The 25,160-nt window shown below is 62.7% G+C and carries 20 protein-coding genes; 12 read left to right on the top strand and 8 right to left on the bottom strand.

What is annotated here, in order from left to right; translation table 11 throughout:
- Positions 1-215: 215 nt before the first annotated feature.
- The 3 genes from petA to LAC81_RS08715 are packed head-to-tail and all read left to right on the top strand — an operon-like array spanning position 216 to position 2,991.
- On the top strand, positions 216-794 hold the full coding sequence (gene petA / locus LAC81_RS08725) for a ubiquinol-cytochrome c reductase iron-sulfur subunit (RefSeq protein ID WP_113540078.1): 579 nt from the start codon (positions 216-218) through the stop codon (positions 792-794).
- Between the two features lie 14 nt (positions 795-808).
- The gene (locus tag LAC81_RS08720; RefSeq protein ID WP_113540077.1) at positions 809-2,089 is read left to right on the top strand and encodes a cytochrome b; all 1,281 of its coding nucleotides are present in this window, start codon (positions 809-811) and stop codon (positions 2,087-2,089) included.
- A gap of 32 nt (positions 2,090-2,121) precedes the next feature.
- Positions 2,122-2,991 carry a cytochrome c1 gene (locus tag LAC81_RS08715; protein WP_113540076.1) on the top strand — a complete coding sequence of 290 codons (870 nt, stop codon included), beginning with the start codon at positions 2,122-2,124 and terminating at the stop codon, positions 2,989-2,991.
- 306 nt (positions 2,992-3,297) lie between these two features.
- Here LAC81_RS08715 and LAC81_RS08710 read toward each other — a convergent pair whose 3' ends face one another.
- Positions 3,298-3,864: a GrpB family protein gene (locus LAC81_RS08710; RefSeq protein ID WP_223727498.1), complete on the bottom strand. Its 567-nt coding sequence runs from the start codon at positions 3,862-3,864 to the stop codon at positions 3,298-3,300.
- 151 nt (positions 3,865-4,015) lie between these two features.
- Here LAC81_RS08710 and LAC81_RS08705 point away from each other — a divergent pair, with 151 nt between their 5' ends.
- The gene (locus LAC81_RS08705) at positions 4,016-4,375 is read left to right on the top strand and encodes a hypothetical protein (RefSeq protein WP_223727497.1); all 360 of its coding nucleotides are present in this window, start codon (positions 4,016-4,018) and stop codon (positions 4,373-4,375) included.
- A gap of 204 nt (positions 4,376-4,579) precedes the next feature.
- Here the strand turns inward: LAC81_RS08705 and LAC81_RS08700 are convergent, their stop codons facing one another.
- Complete coding sequence (locus LAC81_RS08700; protein ID WP_223727496.1) at positions 4,580-11,350, bottom strand: kinesin; 6,771 nt, start codon at positions 11,348-11,350, stop codon at positions 4,580-4,582.
- Positions 11,351-11,890: 540 nt separating this feature from the next.
- On the opposite strand from LAC81_RS08700, the gene LAC81_RS08695 reads away from it, so the two are divergent.
- Both LAC81_RS08695 and LAC81_RS08690 read left to right on the top strand, forming a co-directional pair.
- Positions 11,891-12,259: an Hpt domain-containing protein gene (locus tag LAC81_RS08695; protein WP_113540072.1), complete on the top strand. Its 369-nt coding sequence runs from the start codon at positions 11,891-11,893 to the stop codon at positions 12,257-12,259.
- A 204-nt stretch (positions 12,260-12,463) separates the two neighbouring features.
- Entirely contained in the window at positions 12,464-12,784 is a 321-nt protein-coding gene (locus LAC81_RS08690; protein WP_113540071.1) for a 2Fe-2S iron-sulfur cluster-binding protein, read from the top strand.
- 526 nt (positions 12,785-13,310) lie between these two features.
- On the opposite strand, the gene LAC81_RS08685 is transcribed toward LAC81_RS08690, so the two are convergent.
- Entirely contained in the window at positions 13,311-13,940 is a 630-nt protein-coding gene (locus LAC81_RS08685) for a DUF922 domain-containing Zn-dependent protease (protein WP_223727495.1), read from the bottom strand.
- Between the two features lie 107 nt (positions 13,941-14,047).
- On the opposite strand from LAC81_RS08685, the gene folP reads away from it, so the two are divergent.
- The 3 genes from folP (at position 14,048) to folK (ending at position 15,906) form a co-directional block, all read left to right on the top strand.
- Positions 14,048-14,899 (top strand): dihydropteroate synthase, encoded by an 852-nt coding sequence (gene folP / locus LAC81_RS08680; protein ID WP_223727494.1) that lies wholly within the window; start codon positions 14,048-14,050, stop codon positions 14,897-14,899.
- Positions 14,900-15,023: 124 nt separating this feature from the next.
- Positions 15,024-15,392, top strand: coding sequence for a dihydroneopterin aldolase (gene folB, locus LAC81_RS08675; RefSeq protein WP_057248908.1), 369 nt, complete (start codon positions 15,024-15,026; stop codon positions 15,390-15,392).
- Positions 15,382-15,906, top strand: a complete 525-nt coding sequence (folK, locus tag LAC81_RS08670) for a 2-amino-4-hydroxy-6-hydroxymethyldihydropteridine diphosphokinase (RefSeq protein WP_223727493.1) — start codon at positions 15,382-15,384, stop codon at positions 15,904-15,906. The genes folB and folK overlap by 11 nt, the downstream gene beginning before the upstream one ends.
- A gap of 88 nt (positions 15,907-15,994) precedes the next feature.
- Here folK and LAC81_RS08665 read toward each other — a convergent pair whose 3' ends face one another.
- From LAC81_RS08665 to LAC81_RS08650, 4 genes are all read right to left on the bottom strand, one after another.
- Positions 15,995-16,546 (bottom strand): hypothetical protein, encoded by a 552-nt coding sequence (locus tag LAC81_RS08665; RefSeq protein ID WP_223727492.1) that lies wholly within the window; start codon positions 16,544-16,546, stop codon positions 15,995-15,997.
- Between the two features lie 210 nt (positions 16,547-16,756).
- Positions 16,757-17,848, bottom strand: a complete 1,092-nt coding sequence (locus LAC81_RS08660; RefSeq protein WP_223727491.1) for a YcjF family protein — start codon at positions 17,846-17,848, stop codon at positions 16,757-16,759.
- Positions 17,845-19,341: a YcjX family protein gene (locus LAC81_RS08655; protein WP_223727490.1), complete on the bottom strand. Its 1,497-nt coding sequence runs from the start codon at positions 19,339-19,341 to the stop codon at positions 17,845-17,847. The genes LAC81_RS08660 and LAC81_RS08655 overlap by 4 nt, the downstream gene beginning before the upstream one ends.
- Positions 19,342-19,473: 132 nt before the next feature.
- Entirely contained in the window at positions 19,474-19,992 is a 519-nt protein-coding gene (locus LAC81_RS08650) for a SixA phosphatase family protein (RefSeq protein WP_223727489.1), read from the bottom strand.
- A gap of 67 nt (positions 19,993-20,059) precedes the next feature.
- Between LAC81_RS08650 and LAC81_RS08645 the strand changes: the two genes are divergently transcribed.
- Together LAC81_RS08645 and dksA are read left to right on the top strand one after the other, a co-directional pair.
- Entirely contained in the window at positions 20,060-20,296 is a 237-nt protein-coding gene (locus LAC81_RS08645; protein ID WP_223727488.1) for a hypothetical protein, read from the top strand.
- Positions 20,297-20,408: 112 nt separating this feature from the next.
- Positions 20,409-20,828 (top strand): RNA polymerase-binding protein DksA, encoded by a 420-nt coding sequence (gene dksA, locus LAC81_RS08640; RefSeq protein WP_034794589.1) that lies wholly within the window; start codon positions 20,409-20,411, stop codon positions 20,826-20,828.
- A 128-nt stretch (positions 20,829-20,956) separates the two neighbouring features.
- On the opposite strand, the gene LAC81_RS08635 is transcribed toward dksA, so the two are convergent.
- Positions 20,957-21,952, bottom strand: coding sequence for a flagellar biosynthetic protein FliO (locus LAC81_RS08635; protein WP_223727487.1), 996 nt, complete (start codon positions 21,950-21,952; stop codon positions 20,957-20,959).
- A gap of 268 nt (positions 21,953-22,220) precedes the next feature.
- Between LAC81_RS08635 and cckA the strand changes: the two genes are divergently transcribed.
- Positions 22,221-24,848 carry a cell cycle histidine kinase CckA gene (gene cckA / locus LAC81_RS08630; protein WP_223727486.1) on the top strand — a complete coding sequence of 876 codons (2,628 nt, stop codon included), beginning with the start codon at positions 22,221-22,223 and terminating at the stop codon, positions 24,846-24,848.
- Positions 24,849-25,160 lie beyond the last annotated feature (312 nt).

Below are 25,160 nucleotides of genomic sequence, written 5' to 3'. Positions count from 1 at the left end.
AACGCGCCGGATTGACGGGGAATCTGTGTGCCGTGCGTACGCAGAATTTTTCCGGATTCTGGTGCCGATGTCGTGTTTGCAGACGCAAGACGACGGGGGCGACAGCACTATGAATTGGGCGTGGTTCCTTGACCTGGATCAAGTCTCAAGGGGCAGGAATTTCGCCGGGGGCGGATGCGGTTTCCGCAATAATTGCGTGAGAGGATGGTTTAGCCGTGAGCGAACACGACACTTCAAGCGAGGCCTTGGGCGAGCCCACTCGCCGCGATTTCCTTTATCTGGCTACCGGTATGGCAGGCGTCGTCGGCGCTGGTGCTGTCGCTTGGCCGTTCATCGACCAGATGCGTCCGGATGCATCGACGCTCGCGCTCGCCTCGATCGAGGTTGATGTTTCGAGCCTGCAGCCCGGAATGTCGCTGACGGCGAAATGGCGCGGCAAGCCGATCTTCATCCGCAACCGTACGGAGAAGGAAGTCGAAGAGGCAAAGGCCGTCAAGCTCGACGACCTGAAGGATCCGGTTGCGCGCAATGCCAACCTTCCGGCTGACGCACAGGCAAGCGACGTCGATCGCTCGGCCGGCGAAGGCAAGGAAAACTGGATCGTCATGATCGGTTCCTGCACTCATCTCGGCTGCGTGCCGCTTGGTCAGGCCGGTGACTTCGGTGGCTGGTTCTGTCCCTGCCACGGTTCGCACTACGACACGGCCGGCCGTATCCGTAAGGGTCCGGCGCCGGAGAACCTTCATGTGCCGACCTTCTCGTTCGTTTCCGACACAGTTATCAAGATCGGTTGAGGGGACTACTGATAATGAGTGCTGAACATTCAACCTACACGCCGACGACAGGCATTGAGAAATGGGTTGATTCCCGTCTGCCGTTGCCGCGTCTCGTTCATGATAGCTTCATCAGCTATCCGGTTCCCCGGAACCTGAACTACGCCTACACTTTCGGTGCCATGCTTTCGGTCATGCTGATCGTCCAGATCCTGACCGGCATCGTGCTGGCGATGCACTACGGTGCCGACACGTCCGTTGCCTTCAACTCCGTCGAAAAGATCATGCGCGACGTCAACCACGGTTGGCTGCTGCGCTACATGCACGCCAACGGCGCATCGTTCTTCTTCATCGCCGTTTACCTGCACATTGCCCGTGGTCTCTACTACGGCTCGTACAAGGCTCCGCGCGAAATCCTCTGGATCCTCGGCGTTGTCATCTACCTCCTGATGATGGCGACCGGTTTCATGGGCTACGTTCTGCCCTGGGGCCAGATGTCCTTCTGGGGCGCGACCGTTATCACCGGCTTCTTCACCGCATTCCCGTTGGTGGGTGAGTGGATCCAGCAGTTCCTGCTCGGCGGCTTCGCGGTCGACAATCCGACGCTGAACCGCTTCTTCTCGCTGCACTACCTGCTGCCCTTCATGATCGCCGGCGTCGTCGTCCTGCACATCTGGGCTCTGCACGTGACCGGCCAGACCAACCCGACCGGCGTTGAAGTAAAGTCCAAGACCGATACCGTTCCCTTCACGCCCTACGCGACGCTGAAGGATGCGCTTGGCGTCTCCGTCTTCCTGCTCGTCTACGCCTGGTTCGTCTTCTACATGCCGAACTTCCTTGGCCATCCGGACAACTACATTCCGGCTGACGCGCTGAAGACGCCGGCTCACATCGTTCCGGAATGGTACTACCTGCCGTTCTACGCGATGCTGCGCGCCATCACTTTCAACGTCGGCCCGATCGACTCCAAGCTCGGTGGCGTTCTGGTGATGTTCGGTTCGATCATCATCCTGTTCTTCCTGCCCTGGCTCGATACGTCCAAGGTCCGCTCGGCCGTCTACCGTCCGTGGTACAAGCTGTTCTTCTGGATCTTCGTCGTCAACGCCATCATGCTCGGCTGGCTCGGCTCGCGCCCTGCAGAAGGCCTCTACGTCGTGATGTCGCAGATCGGCACGCTTTACTACTTCGGCTTCTTCCTCGTCATCATGCCGGTTCTCGGCCTGATCGAGACGCCGAAGCGCATCCCGAACTCCATCACCGAAGCGGTGCTGGAAAAGCGGAATGCGAAGGCGCAGCCGGTAGCCGCGCGCGCCTGATCAGAACAGCGATTGATAAGGAACCCACAACAATGAAAAAGCTTGTTACAGGCATTCTGTCACTCGCTGTCGTCGCTGGTCTCGGTCTCGGTGCAGCTGTCGCCGAAGAGGCGAAGGGCGGCGAGGAGCATGGCGGCGGTACGCCTCACTATCCGATCCACAAGCCGGAGCAGCAGGAATGGAGCTTTGCCGGCCCGTTCGGTCACTATGACAAGGGCCAGCTTCAGCGCGGCCTGAAGGTCTACACCGAAGTCTGTTCGGCTTGCCACTCGATGAACCTGGTGGCCTTCCGTACGCTCGAAGGCCTCGGCTACTCGGAAGCGCAGGTAAAGGCGTTTGCGGCCAACTACGAAGTCCAGGACGGCCCGAACGCCGACGGTGAGATGTTCACCCGCAAGGCTCTGCCGTCCGACCACTTCCCGTCGCCTTACGCGAACAAGGAAGCGGCTGCTGCATCGAACAACGGTGCAGCCCCGCCGGACTTCTCGCTGATCGCCAAGGCACGTGGTATCGAGCGCGGCTTCCCGCAGTTCGTCTTCGACATGTTCTGGCCCTACCAGGAAGGCGGCCCGGACTACATCCACGCGCTGCTGACCGGCTACCAGGATCCGCCGCAGGGCGTCGAAGTCGCCGAAGGCACGCACTACAACCCGTACTTCGCGAACGCCGCCGCTCTGGCGATGGCGCAGCCGATCTCCAACGACCAGGTCACCTACGACGACGGCACGCCGCAGACGGTCGACCAGTATGCCAAGGACGTCGGCGCATTCCTGATGTGGACGGCAGAGCCGCACCTCGAAGAGCGCAAGCGCACCGGCTTCATGGTCATGGTGTTCCTGCTGATCTTCACCGGCCTCGTCTATCTCACGAAGAAGTCGGTCTACGCCAACAAGGAACATTGATCGACCGCCGGCTAAGCCGGATCGATCGAAATCCAAGAAGAAGCCCCGGTTCGTCCGGGGCTTTTTTGTTGGCTATTGCGTATCCGGCGGCGCCTGACCTCAAGCCAAAGACAACAACGAGGACGTGCTGCTTCATGGTGTTTCAAGCATCGATGCGCGTCAGCCGAAGCGCATGGGGCTGCATATCGAGCGCGCCTGCAATATGCTTGCGATGGCGGATCGCCACAGCGTTCCGTATCGTGCCTGTGCCGCCCCATGGATTTAGGAGGCTGCGCGACAGGCCTGGCAAATCACGCCCAACGGCTTCTATGCGTCGGAAGGGCCTGGGTTCCAGCCGCCGGCCGCGGCCCACTGATCTGCGCGTCGAATGATCTGCCACAGGTGCTCCGACTTGCCCTCGGTGTAGGCCATCCGGTCATGACGAAATCGTGCCGCCAGCGCGCGCTTCAGGTTGGCATATGGGGCGTGTTCATGGACGTGCGCGCGCATGTAGTCGCGAAACAACAGTGACCATTGCTCCTGCCAGCTTCCGAAGCGTCGCATGTGGATGTGCGTGCGTTCACCGCCTGGCTGCTCACGGAAGTAGCGTTTCGTCCGATCAGCGTTCAGCGGCCGCCACAGGTAGCCGATCGTCGCCATCTTTTCCGCGATGATTTCGATGGGCTCCAGATCGGCAACGGAAAGCTGGACATCGATGATTGGTTTGGCCGCCAGCCCCCGGATTGCAGTGGAACCGACATGGTCGATACGCAAGGCATGGTCTCCCAATGCGTGGCGGATCGCATTTGCCTTGATCGCAAACCTCTCCGGCCAATCAGGAGACCAGTTGAGAATTTCGACCCGCGATGCAGTGTGAGGCGGTTCAATCTTCATGACCGAAATCCATGACGTAGCGTCTCCAGTGTCAACATCTTTGGCTTGAGCACGCGGCTCACGCATTAAGCGCACATCCGCATATTGAGGTTGTAGTTTTTGATCGAAGAACACCTGAAGAGTTGCGTCTCTCCGTCTATTCAGACGGCTGGTGCTGGCCGGTACGATCGGCCTTGCCCTTCTTCCCGGCATCGCCCAGGCCGAGAGCTATTCGACGCTTGCCAAGCAGGGCTATGCGATCGGCAAACTTGCTGGAGGTAAGTCCGGCGCCTGGGGATGGGTCGTCGCCAACACCGAGAAGAAGTTCCTTTGCCGGCTCAATGTCGCCTCGGCCTATGTCAACCAGAACGAGATGGTGAGCTTCACGGCAAGCGGGCGAATGCTCAAGATCGACCGCGCGACCTATGACGCGGCGCTCGGCGGGCCGAAGCCGAACAAGCCTTACTTGAAGGACCCCCAGGCTGGCCGCGTGAAGCCTGCCGACGTCGGCGGCTGCCAGCCGTTGCGTTGAACCGGTTCGGGCTGAGCGTGAGGGCCGGCGAGCCTATTGGTCCCGTATGTTAGCTGCTCCCCGTTCCTGGCGTCTGCCAGCGGACAAACAGTCCTCCTGAGCATAGCGGAAGCGACCGGCCGCTTTTCTTCCCTGACGCGCTCGCAAACGACAACGGCCCCGTCGCAAGACGGGGCCGTTTGTTGTTCTGGACGCGAGTACCGCTTAGCTGAAGCGACCGGCTGCGTGGGCGAGCATCGTGTAGACCTTGCCAGTATCCGACGTCAGGTAGGTCTGGGTGATGCGCTTGTCCGGGTCGTTGCGGGCAACGTCGGCGAGCAGTTTTTCAAAGTCCGAGATATAGCGATCCACGGCGGTGCGGAACTCCGGCTCGCGATCGTACTTGCGCTTGATCTCGTCGAAGGTCTGCTGGCCTTTCAGCGTATAGAGCCGACGGGTGAAGACGTCGCGCTCGCCGCGCTGGTAACGGCGCCACAGTTCGACCGAGGCATCGTGATCGATGGCACGGGCGATATCGACCGAGAGCGAGTTCAGCGACTCGACGACGTGGCGCGGATTGCGGCTATCGCCGGTGCGGGCTGCAGGCTGCGCTTCCGCCGGACGCTGCGGCGCAGGCGAGGGTGCCTCTTCACGCGACGCCGCGCGCAGCAGGTCACGCATCCAGCCACCACCCTCAGCAACCTCACTGGTCACCGCCTGCGACGGAGCAGGCTGGCGAACGGCTGGCTGTTCGATGCCGAGGCTGCCGCGCAGGGCCTGGGCCGGTTCCTGCCGGCGCGGCTGCTCGACCGCCTGCTGCACTGCAGGCTGCTGAGCGATCGGCTGCGGCTGCGGTGCCGGCTGCTGCTGGACGATTGGCTGCTGTTGAACAACAGGCTGTTGCTGCGCGACTGGCTGTTGCTGGACCGGACGAGAGACCGGAGCGGCGGCAGGCTGTTGACGCAGCGGCTGGGCGACCTCGAGCTGCGTCGAGGACTTGCCGATGATGTCGGACAGTTCCTGCAGCGCCTTGATCTGCTCGCCAACGGCGCGACGCATGACCGCTGCGTTTTCCTTGGCCTCTTCCGGCAGGTCGAATGCACCGCGCTTCAGTTCTTCGCGGGTCATGTCGAGCTCCTTGCGGATCTCGCCGGCCGAGCGACGGATTTCGTCGGTGGCGCCGCTGAAGCGTCCGATCGCTTCGTCGATTGCCACCCGAACCGCGTCGCGCAGTTGCCCTGCGACGCCGTCGGACTTCTTGCCGCTTTCCGTGAGCATGCGCTCGATGTCGGATACCGAGGCTGCGACGCTGCCACGCAGACGCGAGGCCACTTCCTTGGAGCGCTCCTCGGCGTTGGCAAAGGCGCCTTCGATCGACGCACCAGCATCCTCGCCGACCTTGGCAATCGCCTGGCGCAGCGCCTCAGAGGCGCCGAGCGCGCGGCCCTCGACCGAGGTCAGCGTCTTGTTGACGTCGGCAAACGAGGTCTCGACACCGGAGCGAAGCGTATCGGCGATCTGACGCGAACGCTCCTCAGCTCGGCTGAAGACCTGCTCGACCGAGGCGCCAGCTTCGTCGCCGGCCTGGGCGAGGGTGTTGCGCATCGCTTCTGCCGCTTCCACTGCACGCTGTTCGGCGCTGGTGAGCAGCCGGCCGACATCCGAGAAGGACTGCTGAATGCCGCTGCGCAGGTTGCCGGCAACGAGGCCCGAGCGCTCTTCGGCGCGCTGGAAGGCGCCATCGACGAAGCCTTCGAGCGCACGCATCGTGCGTTCGATCTCTTCCGAACGCTGGACGAGGCCGACCGACAGGGTGCGCAACGCGTCCTGGCGTTCCTCGAGCGTGCTGACGAGGTTCGACTGGGCGGCCCCCAGCAGGTCCGAGGCCTGGCCAAGCACCTTCGAATGGTCCTCGAAGCGACCGACGATGCCGCCGATCTGCGAGAGCGTCGAGGCGGAGATGTCGGAGAGCTTGTCGACCTTGCCTTCGATGAGGCGGGTGGAAGTCGACAGCATGTCGGAAGCCTGGCGAGTCGATTCCGACACACGGGCGATCGTCGATTCCAGACGCTGGTCCATCTCGCCAAGGTTGTTGCTTGCCTGGTCGATGACCGTGGCGATCGCCGCATTGTTGTTGGCGAGTTGGTCGATCAGGCCCATCGCGGTCGACTGCAGACGGTTCTCGACCATCTTCATCGCCTTCGCCGTTTCCTCGGCGCGGTGCGAAATCGCGTTCAGCGTTTCACCGGTGCGCTCGGCAATGGCGTTGACCAGGGCGGCATTTTCCGCACGCAGGCGGTCAGCGCTTTCCTGGGTCACGGCGGCGATGCGTTCGGCTGCCTCGCGGCCGGTTGCTGCATATTGGTCGATGACCGGGCGAGCCTGCTCGTCGATCAGGCGCGACAGTTCGAGCGAACGGCCGGCGAGCATCGAGTTGAGTTCGCGGGTGCGGTCGTCGAGCGTGTTGCGGATCGCTTCGCCGCGGGCTTCCAGCGCCTTTTCGGTGTTGGCGAGGCCCTGGTGGATGTTGTCCGCATGGTTGGCGATCTGGCTGTGCGTCGCAGCGAGCCGTGCCGTTGCCGTATCGGCCGCGTCGGCGATCGAGCGGGCGAGATCGGCATGACGCGCTGCTGTGGCAGCAGCCTTCTGCTCGATCGTATTGGCGAGGTCCGCATGACGCGCGGCGGTTGCCGCTGCGGTCTGGTCGATCGTGTTGGCGAATTCGGCCTGACGGGCAGCGAGTGCCGACGCGAAATCGTCGCCAGCCCTGGAAAGGAGCTCGGCAGAGCGCGCCGCTTCCGCGTCGATTTCACGGGCAACGTCGCTGACGGCGCCGCGAAGGGTCGTCGCAAGGCCGGCAGCCTTGCCTGCGATGCGCGCCGCTTCGGTGTCGAACTCCTGGGCAACCTCGCCAACTGCACCACGGAGCGTCGTCGCGAGGCCTGCAGCGTTGCCTTCGATGCGGGCTGTTTCCGCGTCAAATTCCTGGGCGACATCGCCGACGGCGCCACGAAGCGTGGTCGCAAGGCCGGCAGCCTTGCCTTCGATGCGGGCTGCTTCGGCGTCGAACTCGTGGGCGACATCGCCGACGGCGCCGCGAAGCGTGGTCACGAGACCGGCAGTCTTGTCTTCCATGCGGATGGCTTCGGCGTCGAACTCCTGGGCCACACCGCCAACCGCGCTGCGCAGGTTGCTGACGAGATCGGTCGTCTTGCCTTCAAGACGGGAGGCTTCCGCGTCGAGGTCCTGCGTTGCTTCGCTGACTGCGCCGCGCAGGCTGCTGACGAGACCGGCGGCCTTGCCTTCGATGGTGCGATTGACGTTTTCAAGACCGATATTGAGGGCACGATCCATGGTGCCGAGACGCTCGGCGATGCGTTCCGCACCGGACTCGATGGCACCGGAGATGCGGCTTGCCGCGATTTCGCTCATGCGATCGATGTCGCCGGCACGGTCGCCAAGGCTGTCGGCGATGCGCTGGCCGGCGCCATCAACGATCTCGTTGACGTTGCCGACGCTGTCGCGGACGCGCTCTTCGAGCGAGCTGAGGCTGACTTCGAGACGCAGGCCGGTATCGTCGACCAGCGCGTTGACGTCGTTGACGCTGCCGCGGATGCGATCCTGCAGAGCGCCGAGGCTGCTTTCGATGAGGGTGCCGGTGTCGCCGACAACCGAGCCGACGCTGCTGACGCTGCCACGGATCCGCTCTTCGAGGGTGCTGAGGCCGCCCTCGACGCGGGCAGCGGCATCGTCGACGACGGAGCCGACATTGGCTACGCTGCCACGGATGCGGTTTTCAAGCGCGCCGAGATTGCTTTCGATGCGGGCGCCGGTGTCGTCGACAACCGTGCCGACATTGCCGACGGTGTTGCGAATGCGGTCTTCGAGCACGCCGACGCGTGTTTCGATATGCATACCCGTTTCGTCGACGATCGAGCCGATGTTGCCGGCGCTTTCACGCATACGATCTTCGAGAGCGCCAAGGCTCGTCTCGATGCGCAGGCCCGTATCGTCGAGGCGGTCGTTGATGCCGTTGATCGACAGGTCCACGCGGTTGGTCAAGCTGTCGGCCGCCAGGCTGATCTGGTTGGCCGTTTCAGCCAGGCGCTCTGCAATGTGCCCGGTCGTCGAACGCATACGTGCGTCGAGCGTTTCGCCGCTGCGGTCGATGACCCCGGCGAGTGCCGACTGGCGCTCTTCCAGCGACATTTCGAGCATGCTGGCGCTGGTGGCGAGCGTCGTGGCGATGGCGGTCGACTGGTCGGCCAGCATGCCTTCGAGCTGATCACGGCCCTGGCCGACGGCCAGGTTGATGGCGTTGATCCGGTCGTCGAGCGTGGCGCGGATCTCTTCGTGCGTCGACGACAGCGTATCGCGCAGATGTTCGGCACGGCCGCTCAGCGTCTGCTCGATCTCCGCTGCCTTGCCGGCGAGTGAAGCGGTCGCTTCGGTCGTACGCGCAGTCAGCGCATCGGCGATGTGCGCGCTGGTCTCGGTCAGCGTATCGGAGATCTTCCCGACGCGGCCGCTGAGATCCTCGGCAATGCGGGCGCTCGTCTGGGTGAGGGTATCGGAGATCAGGCTGACGCGGCCGCCCAGGTTTTCGGCGATCGTGTTGACGCTTTCGGAGAGCTTTTGCTCGATATCACCGACGCGGTCGGTCATGGTTTCGGCGACCGCCGTTGCGCGGAACGTCAGGCTGTCGGCCACGTCTTCGGCGTGACGGCTCAGCGTATTCGCCATCTCGTTGGCGCGCGACGACATCGTCGAGGTGATCGCAGCGGCGCGCTCGGCAAGAACGCCATCGAGCGCCGATGTCTGGGTCGTGAGGGCTTCGGAGATCGCCTCGCCACGTTCGGAGAGAACGCGCTCCAGCCGATCGGCCGTGCCGCTGACGGCGTTGTCGATGGAGTCCGCGCCCATGGACAAAATGGTCGAAAGCGCGAGGGTGCGCTCGGAGAGCGTATTGTCCAGGCGGTGCTGGCTTGCGGCAATCGCGCTGGTGATTTCGTCCGTCGAGCCGCTGAGCGTCTGTTCGATGCGGGCATGGGCGGCGTGCAGGCCATCGACGAAGGCTGCTGTGCGGGTATCGAGACCTTCGGTCAGGCGCTGTTCGCTGGTGGTGAGTGCGCTTGCAAGCGCATCGGCACGTTGGCCGAAGCCGTTTTCGATGCGGTCCTGCGCCTGGGAGAGGGCCCCCATGAGGCCGCTCGTCTTCTCGGAGAGCACGCTGTCGATACGGCTGTGCGCGTCGCCGACCAGGTTGCCGAGCTCAGAGGTCCGGCTGCTGATCGTCTCCTCGATGAAGTCCTGCGTCGCGCCGAGCGTGGCGGCCAGCGTCAGCGACTGATCGGAGAGAGCGGAGCCGATCTTCTCGATGCTGCTGTCGAGCGCGCCGCCGATCGCTTCCGAACCGCCGGAGACGGTTTCGTTGATGCGGTGCAGGCTTTCCATGAGCTTGGTGTCGAGCATGCTCGCGCGCTTGTCGAAGGCCGAGGCGAACTCGTGGAAGCGCTCGTCGAAGGCGGTAGCGAGCTGGCCAACGGTGGTCTGCAGTTTCTCTTCGAAGAAGCCGCCGCGCAGGTCGAGATCCATGATCGCATCGTCGGCGCTCGAGCGCAGGCTCTGACGGAAGCTTGCGCCTTTCTCGTCGAGCGTGGCGTTGAGCGAGGCAAGCACGTGATCGAGGCCGCCGGTGATCGCCTGCTGGCCGACACTGAGGCTCTCGTTGAGGTCACGGGTGCGGGCAATCAGCGTCTCGTTGAGCTGGCGTGCACGGTCGTTAAGCGCCGCGTTCAGCCGTTCGGTGCTGGCGTCGAGCGACGAGGCGCGTGTCTCGAACTGGCTGAGCAGGTCTTCGCCGCGCTTCGTCAGCGTGTCGCTCAATTGGTCAAGGCGCGTATCGAATTCGGTGCTGAGGCCAAGGCCGGCCGCAGTCAGGCCCGAAAGCAACGTGTCCGTACGGGCCGACAGCATGCTGCCGATCGACTGCAGGGCGCTGTCGGATTTTTCGCTGAGGGCCGCGGCGCGCGTGTCGATGAGGGACGCGAAGGCTTCGCCGGAAATCGCAATGCGCGAGGCGATGTCGTCGCTCGCCTGTTCCAGGTCGTCCTTGAGTTTGCCGTGGGCCCCGGCGATTGCCGAACGGATCCGCTCGGAGTGGCCGATGATCGCTTCACGCTCGAGGCCGAGTTCCTGCACCAGCGTGCGGACGCGCAGTTCGTTTTCGCTGTAGCTACGCTCGAGCGCGTTGACTTCGGAATGGACCAGCGTCTCGAGTTCGGTGGCGCGTGCGATCGTGCGCTCGATGCCCTCGTTCATTGCCGAAACTTCGCGGCGAACGGCCTGACCGACGGTCATGACACGATCGGCGGCGGCGGTTTCGGGCTCGGCGAGGCGCAGGGCCACTTCAGCCATGGAGCGAGCCGCATTGCGCAGTTCCTGTGCGCGGGCGATCATGATGGCGAAGGAGAAGAAGAGCATGACCGGCAGCAGAATGCCGATCGCGACGCCGATGGCGCCGGGGGTTGCCGCCAGATCGCTCAGCGTGCGGATCTGCCAGATCTGCGGCCCATAGAGAAGGTTGGCGATGCCGAGGCCGGCGATGGCCCAGACGATCGACACCAGCGCGGCGACCCGGATCGCGGCGCGATTGGAGCGCACGTCTAGCGCACGCAGCATCGCAGCCGGCGAACGGCGACCATCGTCGTTGGCGGCGGAAAGGGAAGGGGATTTCGGCGCAGGTTCCGGGGCGAGCGTCTTGGCCGCTTCGGCAGCACGCGCCGCGCGGGATGGCTCCGGTTGAGACTTTGCTCTTTTATTCTGATCGGGCGCTGGCGCCTGATTGCCGGGCTGAGACACATTTTCCTCCGGATCATCCAAGGAAGTCTTGTCGTTCGGGCTCGAGTTAAGCTCGTCAAAATCGATCTTCAGGGCCGCTTCCAAAGCCTGGAAGGCCTTCTCGTCGATTGACTCATTGCTCTTTTTCGTCGCCATGGGGATACGCCTCATTACCTTTTGCCAGCGACAAAGCTGCCAGCGCACGCGCAAAACGGGCGGGCCGGGCTTCTTCCTCGCGGGCTGTGACGGCAAGATACGCGCATTGGATCTACGCAATACCCTACTGATCACACACTGCATTGCCTCGACGGATAGTCACATTTGCGGCCGAAAGGGACCACGACTTGAGCTTATCCACCGGAACGGTTGCCATTTTCGCACGAAGGCACGTTCCTAAGCGTATCGTAGTGACACATTAGCCGGGTTCTTACAATTAAGAGCGCTCGGGCTTAATTAAAATCCTAATGAAATCTTAATACGATAGCCGGACCAAAGCCAGAAAATACAAGGAAATCAGATGGTTTAACGGCCATTAACCATTTTCCCAGATTCCCGCCCATATTGCGCCCCGATTTAAGCCGATAGCAGCCCCGTACCCGCAAAGGATGCATGTCCGAAGAATACGGGTGTGCGTGTCGATGACAGGCGACACCGAAAACAAGACCAACATACAATAAACAATAGGGAATTTGGCTCATGGCAGCCCTCAGAATTGCCTTCGAAGCTCCGGACAACCCGGGAAACTCTGCAGCGACCGGCAAGAAGCCGATCGACCTCGCTCACCTTGCAGCACAGACCATGGGTGACAAGGCGCTCGAAATCGAAGTCCTCCAACTCTTCGCGCGTCAGGCGCGCCAGGTGATGAAAGAGATGGTCGAAGGCGACCACACGCTTCGTACTCAGGCCGCCCATCGACTGAAGGGGGCTGCGCTTGCGGTTGGCGCCGTCGACGTCGCCCGCTTTGCCGGCGCGATCGAGCAGAACCCGGACGAAGCATCGCTCTGCGAGGCTCTTTCGGCCGCTGTGCTCGAAGCCGAGCTGTTCATCTTGAAGCTCTGCCGCTAATTCGCGGCGCTATCGGGCGGGTGGCCGCCCACATTTCAAGATAAAGGCCTCGCGCCCGTGGCGCGCGAGGCATGGGATGATGGCCGTTGTTGACTGGCCGGCGGATTTGTTGGAAGAACTTCCACTGAATTTGCGCCCGAGCGGCGTGCGTTCTGAACAGGCTTTACGCCTTGCCAGTCCCAGCAGTTCATTCCGGAAAGAAACATGACAAAACTTACGATCGTTGCCTTTGATGGCGCGCGCCATGAACTTGATGTCGAAAACGGCTCGACGGTCATGGAAAACGCCGTTCGCAATTCGGTTCCCGGCATCGAAGCAGAATGCGGCGGGGCCTGCGCCTGCGCGACCTGTCATGTCTACGTCGATGACGCCTGGGCGGCTGTCGTCGGCGCTCCGGAAGCGATGGAAGAAGACATGCTGGACTTTGCCTACGACGTCCGCCCGACATCGCGGCTTTCGTGTCAGATCAAGATGAGCGATGCCCTCGAGGGTCTCGTCGTGCATGTGCCGGAGCGTCAGGCTTAAGTCGCATCGCGATCTTTCAGCTTGCGCGTTCGGCATCGCGCTATGACGCAGCCGCCGCTACTCAAATTGAGCGTCTGGCCTCAGCGCTCCGCATCGGACTGCGGGCAGCTCTCCAATCCATAGCTTTGCACAAAAAAAGCGCCTCGCCGGTCGTTGGACAAGCGAGGCGAGGAGGGCGCATCGCTAACAGATGAGGGAGGGGACATCTGCAGCACCAAGACACGCCAGGAGAACCCATGCTGGCTCCGCTGTTCACATTCTTCTTTTTAATATTGAACAACGCCGCCTAAACTAAAGTAACGGCAATATTTAAGCTCTTCGCACAACTACTTCGCTGCGCTTAACCCGCTCATTCGGCGAGGGCTAGTCTTCATTCTGGCCCCTCGCTCCATGGTTTCAATATAGATGAGTCGGCGGCCGCCAGCCATCGTTATATTTCACCAATAAAATACTGTGGGTATTGCCGCTGAAATCGGGCGGGAGCCGACTATAGTCCGGCTCTTCTTCGGGGTCTGTGCGCCGCTACCTATTGTTGCGTTTTCTTCAGCGCTTCGAGCCGGTATTGCAAAAGCCGGATCATGCGTTTGTCGAAATTTGCGGCTTCCGTACGGTCGAAACGCGCCTGATCCTTGTCGTGATCTTCGATCGCCGTGGCGCTGACCCGCGCGACGCTCGCCTGCATGCGCTCGCAATCCGCTTCCGGCTTCAGCGCCAGGAACATCTTCTCCATGCGCCGTGCGTGGTTGCGGGCGATTTCCGCATGCCGCTCCTCATGACGCTTGATATCGCTCGAAAGCGTATCCCAAACCAGAGCGAGGTCACGGCCCGCCTGACGGCGGTATTTCCAGCGCGGCAGTATGATACGGGTGCTGAGCGTTACGCGCGCCGAGCCAACCGCACAACGGCCGCCCCGGCTCACATAGGTGATCGAACCTCCGAACTTGATGCGGGTCGCGCCCGGGTGACGCGCGCCGGTGGATTTCATCATCGGGCCGCCGGTGGAGAGTGCCTTGTCGAGTTCCTCCGCAGTCCGTCCACCGATCGTGAAATAGGAAAAGCTCTTGTTGATCACGGTTTCGCCCGACGCGGCGCTGAGGGGAGCGGCGACCAGGAGAGCGAGGAGGGCGGCTTTGAACGGGACGCGTACTCGGGACATCAATGCGTGGTTCTCTTCAGTTGAACTTCGATCAAGCTTGGGGCATAGCCACGGTCGGCGCAACAGCAAATCGAGGGCTCTCGGCCGAATGCGGATCGTGAGGGAAAATGACTTACAATCCATTTCAGAAATTTAGCTGGAAGCTGGCGCATGGGCGCAGCCTGGAACTCGGGCCGCGTGGCGTTTTGATGGCGATCGTCAATGTTACCCCGGATTCTTTTTCCGATGGCGGGCGCTTCATCGATGCTGTTGCCGCGGCAGCGCAGGGCGTGCGATGCCTGCAGGAAGGCGCGCTGATCCTCGATATCGGCGGTGAATCCACGCGGCCGGACGCAGCCAAGGTCAGTGCGGAGGAGGAGCAGGCGCGTATCCTGCCGGTGATCTCGGCGCTCAGCCGCGACACCGATGCTCTCATCTCCGTCGATACCTACCGGGCCTCGACAGCCCGGCTGGCGGTCGAGGCCGGCGCTCATATCGTCAATGACGTGCACGGCCTGCAGCGCGAGCCGGATATCGCAACCGTTGCCGCGGATACCGGGGCAGGGCTCTGCATCATGCATACAGGACGCGACAGGCAAAAGCTCGCCGACGTGATCGACGATCAGTTCCATTTTCTCGAACGCTCTCTCGAAATCGCCCGTACTGCGGGCGTGACGCGCGATCATGTCGTCCTGGACCCAGGCTTCGGCTTTGCCAAGGACACGGATGAAAACCTCGAACTCATGGCGCGCTTTGCCGAGTTGCACCGCTTCGAGCTTCCGTTCCTGGTCGGAACCTCCCGCAAGCGCTTCGTCGGGGCAGTGAGCGGACGCGAAGCGGCCGACCGGGATGTGGCAACGGCCGCGACCACCGCGCTGCTGCGCGCCGCCGGAGCAGCGATTTTCCGGGTACACGATGTCGCAAACAGCAGGGATGCGCTGGCCATAGCCGATGCTATGCTCAGTGCCAGAACGGGATGAAGAAAAGCGCACGCGGCCCTTTGCCCGCATGCGACTGCCACTTACCAGAATCGATCACGCCATGAACACGGTCACGCGACCGAAAACGGCGTGATCCCAGAAAATGCCGACGGGACGGAGAAGCATGAGCCCGACTTACACCATCACTCTCAAGAATTGTGCATTCTTTGCTCGCCATGGCGTCTTCGACGAAGAAGAGCTCCTCGGGCAGCGCTTCTTCGTGGATGCCGAGCTCGAGGTCGAGCAGGGAACGGCGCTCGTCGACGATTCGATCGAGGACACCGTCCACTACGGCATCGCCTTTCAGGAGATCGAGCGTATCGTCACGGGGCGCCGGCGTTATCTGATCGAGGCGCTGGCGCTGGAAGTGGCCAAGACGCTCTGCGTGCGGTTCCCGCAGATCAAGCGCGCCAAGGTTTCGATCCGCAAGCCGAACGCGCCGGTGCCTGGCGTGCTCGACTATGTCGAAGTGACGGTCGAGCATGTCGTCTGAGACGCGCTGGCGCGTCGCCTCACTCGGTCTCGGCGGCAACCTCGGCGATCCGCGCAAGGCGATGGCCGAAGCGCTGCAGGCTCTCGATGCACGCGGAGACTGCGTCGTCGAGGCCGTGTCGCGGCTCTACCGCACGCCGCCCTGGGGCAAGACCGACCAGGCCTGGTTCTTCAATGCCTGCGCCCAGGTCAGGACAACCCTTGAGCCCGAGGCCCTGCTGAACACGTGCCTGGACATCGAGCGGTCGATGAAGCGGGTGCGTGACGAACGCTGGGGGCCACGCACGCTTGACATCGACGTTCTGACCTATGAGGGCGTGGCCCAGGCTGACACGCGGCTGGAGCTGCCGCATCCGAGAATGACGGACCGCGGTTTCGTGCTCATGCCGCTTGCCGACTTCGCTGCTGATTTGTTGGTGCGCGGACGTACGGTGGGCGACTGGTTGCGTGAGGCAGATATTGCAGGGATAGAGGTTGCCGATGGCGACATGACCTGGTGGCGTGCGGTTTCCTGAGTGATCCCGCTAACCCGACAAGACCTTCGAAAACAACAAAGCCCCGGCAAATATTGCCGGGGCTTTGTTGTTTGACCGTGCCTTGAATTTACTTGATCGAGCCGACGGCGATCGCATCGATCTGGCGATTGAGGCTGACGCCGATGACCGGGACCATTGTGTCTTCGACCTTGACCGAAATGGTGATGTTCATCGTCTGGTCGTCCTGAAGCCGGGCGATCATCGCGCCGTTCAGCTTCTTGCGGTTGATGCCGACGACGACCTTGTCCTTGGCGACGTTGCCAGAAACGACATCGAGGCCCTTGCCTTCGGCGCCATCGAGAAACTTGCCGGTATAGCTGTTGCCCTTGCGGGTGATGAGGGCCGACATCGGCTGCTTGAACACGCCAACGCGGCAGAAGCCGTCGAGCTTGATGCCCGTGTCATCACCGGCCACCGACTCGCCCGAGAGATCGCAGGTGAACTTGGTGCCCTTGTACTTGCCGGCGACAATTTCGCCTGGGCCTTTCCATTGGCCGGCCACCTTCTCGAAGAAGGCCTTGTCCTTGGCGCCGGAAAGAGCTGGCGTCGCAATGCTGACGGTAGCCGCAAGCGCGAGGGCGGCAGTGCCGCGAGCGATCAAAGAGGGGCGCGAGAACATAAACGATCCTTGATGGGTCAACGTCCGAAACTGGAAGTCACATTTGCGCGGAAATGGTTAATGGAGCGTTTCTGAGGCGGCGATATCAAGGCAACTTTGTGGCCGTGACGCCAATTATGCACAGCGCTTTTGGCCCCCTCAGGCCAGGCTTCGCATCTTCTCTGCAAAGCCGCTTCAAGAGTCTGCCGCAACGAGCGCTGAAGCGGCGCATCATGCGAATCGGTCGCCGCTTTCGCTGCCGGTGCGCCCGGCGCCCGGACTCAAGTCGGCGAGAAAATCCCCGATGCCCGGGCGTTTCAAGGCGCGGAACGGCATTGGACGGCAAAGGTCCATGGCCGCGATGCCGATGCGCGCCGTCATCAGGCCGTTGATCACGCCTTCGCCAAGACGTGCAGAGAGTTTCGAGGCGAGGCCGTGGCCAAGCACCTGCTGGATGAGGCTATCGCCGGCGGCAATCGAGCCGGTGACGGCAAGATGGGCGATGACATCGCGCATCAGCCTGAGCAGACCGAGCGTGCCGGGGCGGCCGCCGTAGAGTTCGGCCATGGCGCGGATCAGGCGAGCGGATTCGTAGAGCACATAGCCGAGGTCGACCAGGGCACGCGGGCTGACCGCCGTTACGATCGAGACGCGCTTTGAGGCCGCCAGGATGAGACGACGAGCCTCGCGGTCTAGCGGGCTCAGGAGTTCGCGTTCGGTGAGTTCGATCAGATGCGGCCCATCGATGATCTCGCCCTCGGTCTCCTTCAGTCGCGTGCGGCCGCGTGCCGTTCGCGGATTGCCGGCCAGCAGATGCACGAGCTTCGTCTTTGCCGAGCGCGCGAGCTTGGTGTTGCCGGAGGTCGCTGCGGTCTCCGTTTCCGCTTTCAGCTTCTGGATGGCGGTGAGCTGCATCATGCCCGAGAATTCGCGGGCAACGACGATCATCAGCGCCAGCATTCCGATCGCGACGACGGCAAGGGCGGTGTAGCCGAGCCAATCGGCGCGGCTGAAGAGATCGCGCAGCAGGCGATCGACCCAAAGGCCGGCAGCCAGCGAGAGGATGATGCCGAAGGCGCCGACCGCGATCTTGCCGACCGAGAGGCGTCGCTTGCGCGGGCTTGCCTCCGGCAGAGCGAGTGCCTCGACCGAAAGCGTCGTCTCGCGGAACGGATCTTCCGCGTCGGGCGTCAGCACGACGTTGTCGCCGAAGCTCGCGGGCGACCGCGGCGCGCGCGGCTGAGGGGCGGGCTGGGTCACCTTCTCCTCGCCAACCGAAAAGGCGCCCGGTCGGCGGCTGCGGCCATTGCTATCGTCACTCATGCCAGCCGGTCTCCAAACAGGAATTGCATGGCCCGGTCGAGGCGGATATGCGGTACCGACAACTTAAGGCCGCCGCCGGTTTCTTCGAGATGCGGCGGACGGAACCGCACGAAGCTGAGCTCCGGCATCGGGTGGGCGGCCTCGATGAAGGTCGTTCCCCCCGACTGCATCTCGATCGCCTTGAAAAGCACTTCAGGATCTTCCGGCAAGTCACCGGGAAATATCGCAGTTTTCTTCTCGCCGTCAAATATTTCGCCATTGATCTTCTCGCCGGCGATCGGGGTACCGACGATGACCGGCAGCGCGTGGCCATCGTGATTGACGGTCGCTTCCCGGGTTGCCCTGACCGAGGCGAGCGCCATGACCTCCAGGCCGGCGCCGCTCATGCCGATGCTTTCGGCGGCCCGATCGACCAGGCGCGCGGCGATCCGCTCCAGCCGGTCGTGGCTTTCGTGATGAAGATGATCTGCCTTGGTTGCGGCGATCAGCACCTTGTCGATCCGTCGCGTCAGAAAAGACGAGAGCCAGCTGTTGGTTCCAGGGCGGAAGCAGGCAAGCACGTCGGCCAGCGCCTGCTCGAGGTCAAGCAGGGCCTCCGGGCCGTTGTTGATCGCCTGCAGCGCGTCGACCAACACGATCTGGCGATCGAGGCGGGCGAAGTGCTCGCGGAAAAACGGGCTGACCACGTGCTTCTTGTAGGCCTCGTAGCGCCGCTCCATCATCGCCCAAAGCGAACCTTTCGGTGCGCGACCGTCAGGAAGATCGGGTAGCGGCGAGAAAGTGAGGGCCGGCGACCCCTCGAGATCGCCCGGCATCAGGAAGCGGCCAGGCGGCAGAGTCGAGGGAGAGCGTTCGTCTGCCTTGCAGGCTTTCAGATAGGCCGTGAAACTCTCGGCAAGCCTGCGGGCGCTCGCCTCGTCGGCAACCGCAGTCGGGCCGGCGGAAGCGGCGAGCGTCAGCCATTCCGCTGAAAAGGTGCTGCGGCTGGCGGCGCGGGCGCGTGTCACGGCGTTGTTGCTGAACGCGCGGAAATCCTGTGCCAGCAGCGGCAGGTCGAGCAACCATTCGCCGGGGTAGTCGACGATGTCTAGCGACAGGCGGCCCGGTGAGAACAGCCGGTTCCAGCCGCTGGCGCTCTCATAGTCGAGGGTGATGCGCAGTTGTGAAATGGCGCGGGTCGAATCCGGCCAGATGCGATCGCGCACCAGAGCGGCGATGTGATCCTCGTATTGGAAGCGCGGCACTGCATCATCCGGCTGCGGTTCGAGCCTGACCTTCGAGACCCGGCCCGAACGCACCGGCTCGAACACCGGCAGGCGTCCGCCGTTCAGCAGATTGTGCACCAGCGACGAGATGAAAACGGTCTTGCCGGCGCGCGACAGGCCGGTGACACCGAGGCGGATGGAGGGGTTGACGAGGCCGGAGGCTCGATCGGTCAGATTGTCGAGCGCGATCAGGGCGTCGTCTTTGAAGCTGGTCAGGTTGGGCGCCAAATCTTGCTCTTTCTTGCGGCGTATTTCCGTAAGGCGTTCTGCTGACGTCGTCCGGCAAGAACTGTCGCACGCAGGCAGCCACCGCGATATAGGCAATATTTGCCCGGCCGCAACGACGGCCCGGCAATTCTTCTATTGGCTGGGCAGCAGGATCGAGACCAATGTCGCGAATTCGGCACCATCGTTCGGCGCAACGGCAGGCAGGTCGAGGATCGAAAGCCCCGCCGGCGGATACCCATAGGGAAAGGCCTCAAGCGCGGCGTCGTCTCCGATCAGCTGGTGAAGCAATTGCTCGATCATCGGGTTGTGCCCGACCAGCATCAGCGAGTTCAGATCCCGATGCGCATCTATGAGATCGAAGTAGACGGTCGTCGGTCCCGAATAGAGTGCGTCGATGTAGCGAATGTCGAGGTCTTCGCTGACGGTGCGAAAGAACGGCTCGGCGGTTTCGCGGCAGCGCACGGCGGTGGAACAGAGGACGCGCTCGGGATGGATGCCACGGTCGGCAGCCGTCTGCGCCAACCGTTCCGCATCGATGTAGCCAACGTCGTCCAGTGCGCGATCAAAGTCGCGCTGCCCCGGCAACGCCCAGCCGGAACGCGCGTGCCGCAAAAGGTAGAGGCGAAGGGCCTTGGGGGCGCTGTCTTGCATCGAGCGGTTTCCGGTGGCTGCCTGCCGCCTCTGGCGCCAGGGTCGAGTGTCGTTGTCGGGGCACAGCTTGCGCATCGCCCGGCAGATCCCCACCTTTTCCCGCAGGAAAGGCAAAGATCAAGCTGCCGGCCACTTTTTTCAGGGGATCGGCAAGCTGCTGCGCTTTGCCGCGGTCGCGATCAGGCGATCCAATGACGCAAACACATCAGTGTCACTTTTGAGCGAGAACTGCCGGACGCTGCGGTACGCACAAGCAGGTATTCAAGTTCGAATGTGTAATTTTGATGAAATATTCGTCAGTTAGCCTGAATCGCGAGCAATATTAAAATACGGTTGAGTGTCTCTTCCGAGGCTTGAATCAAGGCTTCCATAGGTCTATACACCGCCGCAATGAGATGTTCTTCAGGAGAATCGCGTTGAGTGAGAAGATCGATCTTAGTACCTTCGTCCTTTCCGAGGACGATGAATTCATGAATGCCAACCACCGGGCGTATTTCCGGGCCAAGTTGAACGCTTGGAAAAATGACATCCTTCGCGAGGCACGCGAGACACTGGATCACTTGGCAGAGGAGAGCGCCAATCATCCGGATCTCGCAGACAGAGCTTCTTCCGAAACTGATCGGGCAATCGAGCTCAGAGCCCGGGACCGCCAGCGCAAACTGATCTCCAAGATCGATGCGGCGCTGCAACGGCTCGACGAAGGCACATACGGCTATTGCGAAGAGACCGGCGAGCCGATCGGCCTGAAGCGGCTGGACGCCCGTCCGATCGCAACCCTGTCGATCGAGGCGCAGGAGCGTCACGAGCGTCGGGAAAAGGTCTACCGGGACGAATAGGATATCCGACTTTCGGAACTGCTGAAAAAAGGCGCGGGTCAAACCGCGCCTTTTTCCTTGGTTCAGATGCGGATCAAGAGTGGCTCTTTTCGTACGATGTGCAACGACGCCACCCGCCAGCGGGGAAGCTACGGCTTCCGGCCGGCCGAGATGTCGGCCAGCATGCGATTCATTTCTTCTTCGATCGTTGGTTCCTTGCGGCCGCCTTCGGCGCCGGGGGCGCCAAGCGTGGGCTCCTGCCGACCGGATGGCGCAAGTGAGCGGCTCTCCGGCGCGACCATGCCCGCCGTGGAGGTAACCGTTGCCGGGCCGGCTATGGCGGGGCCAAGGCGCTGCAGGTCGCCGGTGATCTCTGCATCAAGCAGGCGCTCGAAGTCCGTCAAGCCGGCCGCCGGCTGGGGCTGCTGCTGGATGGCGGGGGCCGGGCGCTGCAGCTGAACGGGCTGTACCGGGATCGGCTGTGCCTGGACTTGCTGAACCACCGGAGCGGGCCTGTTTACCGCGACGTCGAAGTTTGCCTGAGGCGTCGAAGCGGTCGCAACGGTCGGGATCTCCGGGGCCTGCACGGATGGACGGGCAAGCGGACGCTGTTCGGCCGCAAGAACGGGCGCTGCGACTGGGCGTTGCTCGGCGACGACACGCTGCGGCGCGACCGGCTCGACACGGGCGACCGGCTGTTCTTCCGGCCGGGCAACGGGGCGGACCGGCGTGATGGCTGCGACGGTTTCAGGTTCAAGCGCGGGTGCGGCCTGCTGCGGAATCTCCCGCGTCGCCGGCCGGCTTTCCACTGCCAGCGGTTCTGCGACCTTGCGCTCGGCGACATCGGCGCGCTCCGCGGGTGCACCGATCCGGCTTTCGATGACGATATCCGTTGGACCGCCGATCATGATCAGATGTTCGACATCGTCTCGGCGCACGAGGACGAGCCGGCGACGGGTATCGACGGCGGCGGCATCGAGCACGGCAAGCCGAGGCTGGCGGTTCTTGCCACCGCGAATGAAGGGCGAGGAGGGACGATTGCGCATGACCCAGAGCACGATCACGAGGCAGAGAAGTCCGATCGCGACGGCTGCGGCGGCAATGACGAACCGGCTGCCATTGTCTGCGATGATCGTTTCCATCATAGGCTGAACTCCTTCTGCCTTTCGAGTGGCAGTATTTGACGGCTTTTTTCGGGCTCGGACAAGGACTTCGCCGACATTCCCTGTGAATTGGCTGCAATGCTTCCGCCGAGGTGCTTTTTGCTGTTATCTCTGATTGTTAAAGATGATTCTTGTCCGGATGATCGAGGGCGTGTCGGGATTGACCGATTTCGCCCGGCGGATCGAGCGGATGCCGGCCGGAAGGGCTGGGCCGCGCCACCGCGCGGCGCCGGCCGCATAAGAGGACCAGATGACGAAATTGCGGCAGTCAGGCGACTACCAGATGCCGGTTGTTGACCGTGGCGTCAGGCCGGGCACCGTGCTGCGGATCGTTCTGCTCGCGATCGTCCTTACCGTATCGGCCATCGCCTTCGTGCTCTTCAAGAACGAGATGGATAACGAGATCGTTCTCGGCATCCTCGGCGTTCTTGCCATGGTCGGCATCTTCTTTCTCGTCTCCTCTGTCATCGGCTTCATTGAGGTCATGCCGCAGTCGCGGCCCGACGAACTGGCGCGCGCCTTTCTCGATGCACATGAGGACGGCACCATCGTCACCGACCGCAAAGGCCGGATCATCTATGCCAATGCCGCCTATGGCGCGATGACGGGTGCAAAGAGCGCCGCCGGCATCCAGTCGCTCGAGACCATCCTGTCGCGCAATCGCGAGGCGACGGAAGCGATCTACCGGCTGACCAACGGGCTGCATGAGGGCAAGCAGGGACATGAGGAGTTCCGACTGCTGAAGCCGCTGGCGACCAGCACCTCCAGCGGCTCCGGTGCCCACTGGTTTCGCTTGAAGGCGCGGGTGCTGCCGCTTGAAGACAGCGAGCGCAACCCGCTCTATCTCTGGCAGATTGCCGACATCACGGCGGAACGCGACGACCAGGAGCGCTTCTTCAAGGAATTGCAGAACGCCATCGACTATCTCGACCACGCCCCGGCCGGCTTCTTCTCCGCCGGGCGCAAGGGCGAGATCTTCTACATCAACGCCACGCTCGCCGACTGGCTCGGCATCGACCTGACCAAGTTCCAGCCGGGCTCGATCAGCATCGGCGACCTGGTGGCGGGCGAGGGGCTGACGCTCGTCCAGGCGGTTCAGGCAGAGCCTGGCCTGAAGAAGACCAAGATGCTGGATCTCGATCTGCGCAAGATGAACGGCCAGAGCCTGCCGGTGCGCATGATCCACCGCGTCTCCTCGACCCGTGACGGGGCACCCGGCGAAAGCCGAACCATCGTCATGTCGCGCGAAGGCAGCGAGGACAACGAGCAATCGGCATCGAGCGCGGCGATGCGCTTTACCCGCTTCTTCAACAATACGCCGATGGCAATTGCCTCGGTCGACGGCAACGGCCGAATTCTGCGCACCAACGCGCCATTCCTGAAGCTCTTCTCCGGTCTCGTCTCGCAGGACGACGTCGAGCGCGGCGCGTTGATCGAAGCCGTGATGCACGAAACCGAAAAAGGGCGCCTGCACGAGGCGCTGGCCGCGGCCAAGGACCGGCAGGGCGATATCGCGCCGATCGATGCGCTGCATCCGACCGATATCGAACGCCATTTCCGCTTCTATATCAACGCCGTGATCGACCAGAGCGATCAGTCGCCTGAGGAAGCGGCGATCATCTATGCGCTTGAAATCACCGAGCAGAAAGCGCTCGAGAACCAGATGGCGCAGACCCAGAAGATGAACGCCGTGGGCACGCTCGCCGGTGGCATCGCACACGACTTCAACAACGTGCTGACGGCGATCCTGCTTTCGTCGGACCACCTGCTTCTGTCGGCCCGTCCGGCAGACCCGAGCTTTGCCGATCTGATGGAGATCAAGCGCAACGCCAACCGCGCTGCGGTTCTCGTGCGGCAGTTGCTCGCCTTTTCGCGCAAGCAGACGATGCGGCCGACGGTGCTCAACATGACGGACGTGATCGGCGATCTGCGCATGCTGGTCGACCGCATGACCGGAACCAACGTCAAGGTCGAGGTGGACTATGGCCGCGATCTCTGGCCGGTCAGGACCGATCTCGGCCAGTTCGAGCAGGTGCTGCTGAACCTGGCGGTCAACGCCCGCGATGCAATGCCTGAAGGCGGCACCATCACACTTCGCACGCGCAACCTGCCCGCAGCAGAGGTTGCGGCCTTCGGGCGCCGCGAATTGCCGGACGACGATTTCGTGATGGTCGAGGTCGCCGACCAGGGTACCGGCATTCCGCCGGAGATCCTCGACAAGATTTTCGAGCCGTTCTTCACCACCAAGGAAGTCGGCAAGGGTACCGGCCTTGGCCTGTCTATGGTCTATGGCATCGTCAAGCAGTCGGGCGGCTACATCTATCCGGAATCGGAGGTCGGCAAGGGCACGACCTTCCGTATCCTCTTGCCGCGTCACATCGAGGTGCCGGTAGCGGTCGAAGAGACTTCGCAGACTGCGTCTGCCGCGGCAGAGACCGCACCGGCGCCGGTGGCACAGGCGGTTGCAGCACCGGTGGCGAAGGCCGAAGAGCCGGCCGATCTCACCGGGGACTCGGCTGTCGTCCTGCTCGTCGAGGACGAGGAGGCGGTGCGCCGTGGCGGCAAGCGCATGCTCGAAACGCGCGGTTACACCGTCTACGAGGCGGGATCCGGCGTCGAGGCGCTGGACATCATGGACGAGCTCGACGGCGCGGTCGATATCGTCGTTTCGGACGTGGTCATGCCGGAGATGGACGGACCGACACTCCTGACAGAGCTTCGCAAGAAATACCCGGACCTGAAGTTCATCTTCGTTTCGGGCTATGCGGAGGATGCCTTTGCCCGCAACCTGCCGGCTGACGCGAAGTTCGGCTTCCTGCCGAAGCCATTCTCGCTGAAGCAACTGGCCGTCGCAGTACGCGAGATGCTCGATTCCTAAATCGAAGCCATTGATCCAACGGCCGGAAGCGGCCTGGATCGAGGCTCAGGTGCTCCAAAGTCAAGCATTCGGAACCAATCGTGCTTGTGCCTTGACCGAGGTTACCGGTGCGCGTTGCCGACCAGCCCGGAGGAAGATCGGCGATCTCGCCAATGTCGAGGTGGATATCCATGACCTCAGACATCGCGACCACGAGCGCGGCCACCATCCCCGTCGGTTGCCCTCCCAGGAACGCCCACGAATGATCGTCATCGTAGTGTTTGACGACGAGAATGCGACGACCAGCGACGACCGAGCGTCAGGCAATGCAGG

It is taken from the genome of Ensifer adhaerens (assembly GCF_020035535.1).
Lineage (GTDB): Bacteria > Pseudomonadota > Alphaproteobacteria > Rhizobiales > Rhizobiaceae > Ensifer.
The sequence above is the reverse complement of the archived record's forward strand: the minus strand, read 5'-3'. Positions and strand labels throughout refer to the sequence as shown.

Coding starts and splice junctions, on each gene's coding strand:
- LAC81_RS08720 (WP_113540077.1), top strand. CDS start 809: ATGAGTGCTGAACATTCAACCTACACGCCGACGACAGGCATTGAGAAA.
- LAC81_RS08715 (WP_113540076.1), top strand. CDS start 2,122: ATGAAAAAGCTTGTTACAGGCATTCTGTCACTCGCTGTCGTCGCTGGT.
- LAC81_RS08710 (WP_223727498.1), bottom strand. CDS start 3,864: ATGAAGATTGAACCGCCTCACACTGCATCGCGGGTCGAAATTCTCAAC.
- LAC81_RS08700 (WP_223727496.1), bottom strand. CDS start 11,350: ATGGCGACGAAAAAGAGCAATGAGTCAATCGACGAGAAGGCCTTCCAG.
- LAC81_RS08695 (WP_113540072.1), top strand. CDS start 11,891: ATGGCAGCCCTCAGAATTGCCTTCGAAGCTCCGGACAACCCGGGAAAC.
- LAC81_RS08690 (WP_113540071.1), top strand. CDS start 12,464: ATGACAAAACTTACGATCGTTGCCTTTGATGGCGCGCGCCATGAACTT.
- LAC81_RS08685 (WP_223727495.1), bottom strand. CDS start 13,940: ATGTCCCGAGTACGCGTCCCGTTCAAAGCCGCCCTCCTCGCTCTCCTG.
- folP (WP_223727494.1), top strand. CDS start 14,048: ATGACTTACAATCCATTTCAGAAATTTAGCTGGAAGCTGGCGCATGGG.
- folB (WP_057248908.1), top strand. CDS start 15,024: ATGAGCCCGACTTACACCATCACTCTCAAGAATTGTGCATTCTTTGCT.
- folK (WP_223727493.1), top strand. CDS start 15,382: ATGTCGTCTGAGACGCGCTGGCGCGTCGCCTCACTCGGTCTCGGCGGC.
- LAC81_RS08665 (WP_223727492.1), bottom strand. CDS start 16,546: ATGTTCTCGCGCCCCTCTTTGATCGCTCGCGGCACTGCCGCCCTCGCG.
- LAC81_RS08660 (WP_223727491.1), bottom strand. CDS start 17,848: ATGAGTGACGATAGCAATGGCCGCAGCCGCCGACCGGGCGCCTTTTCG.
- LAC81_RS08650 (WP_223727489.1), bottom strand. CDS start 19,992: ATGCAAGACAGCGCCCCCAAGGCCCTTCGCCTCTACCTTTTGCGGCAC.
- LAC81_RS08635 (WP_223727487.1), bottom strand. CDS start 21,952: ATGATGGAAACGATCATCGCAGACAATGGCAGCCGGTTCGTCATTGCC.
- cckA (WP_223727486.1), top strand. CDS start 22,221: ATGACGAAATTGCGGCAGTCAGGCGACTACCAGATGCCGGTTGTTGAC.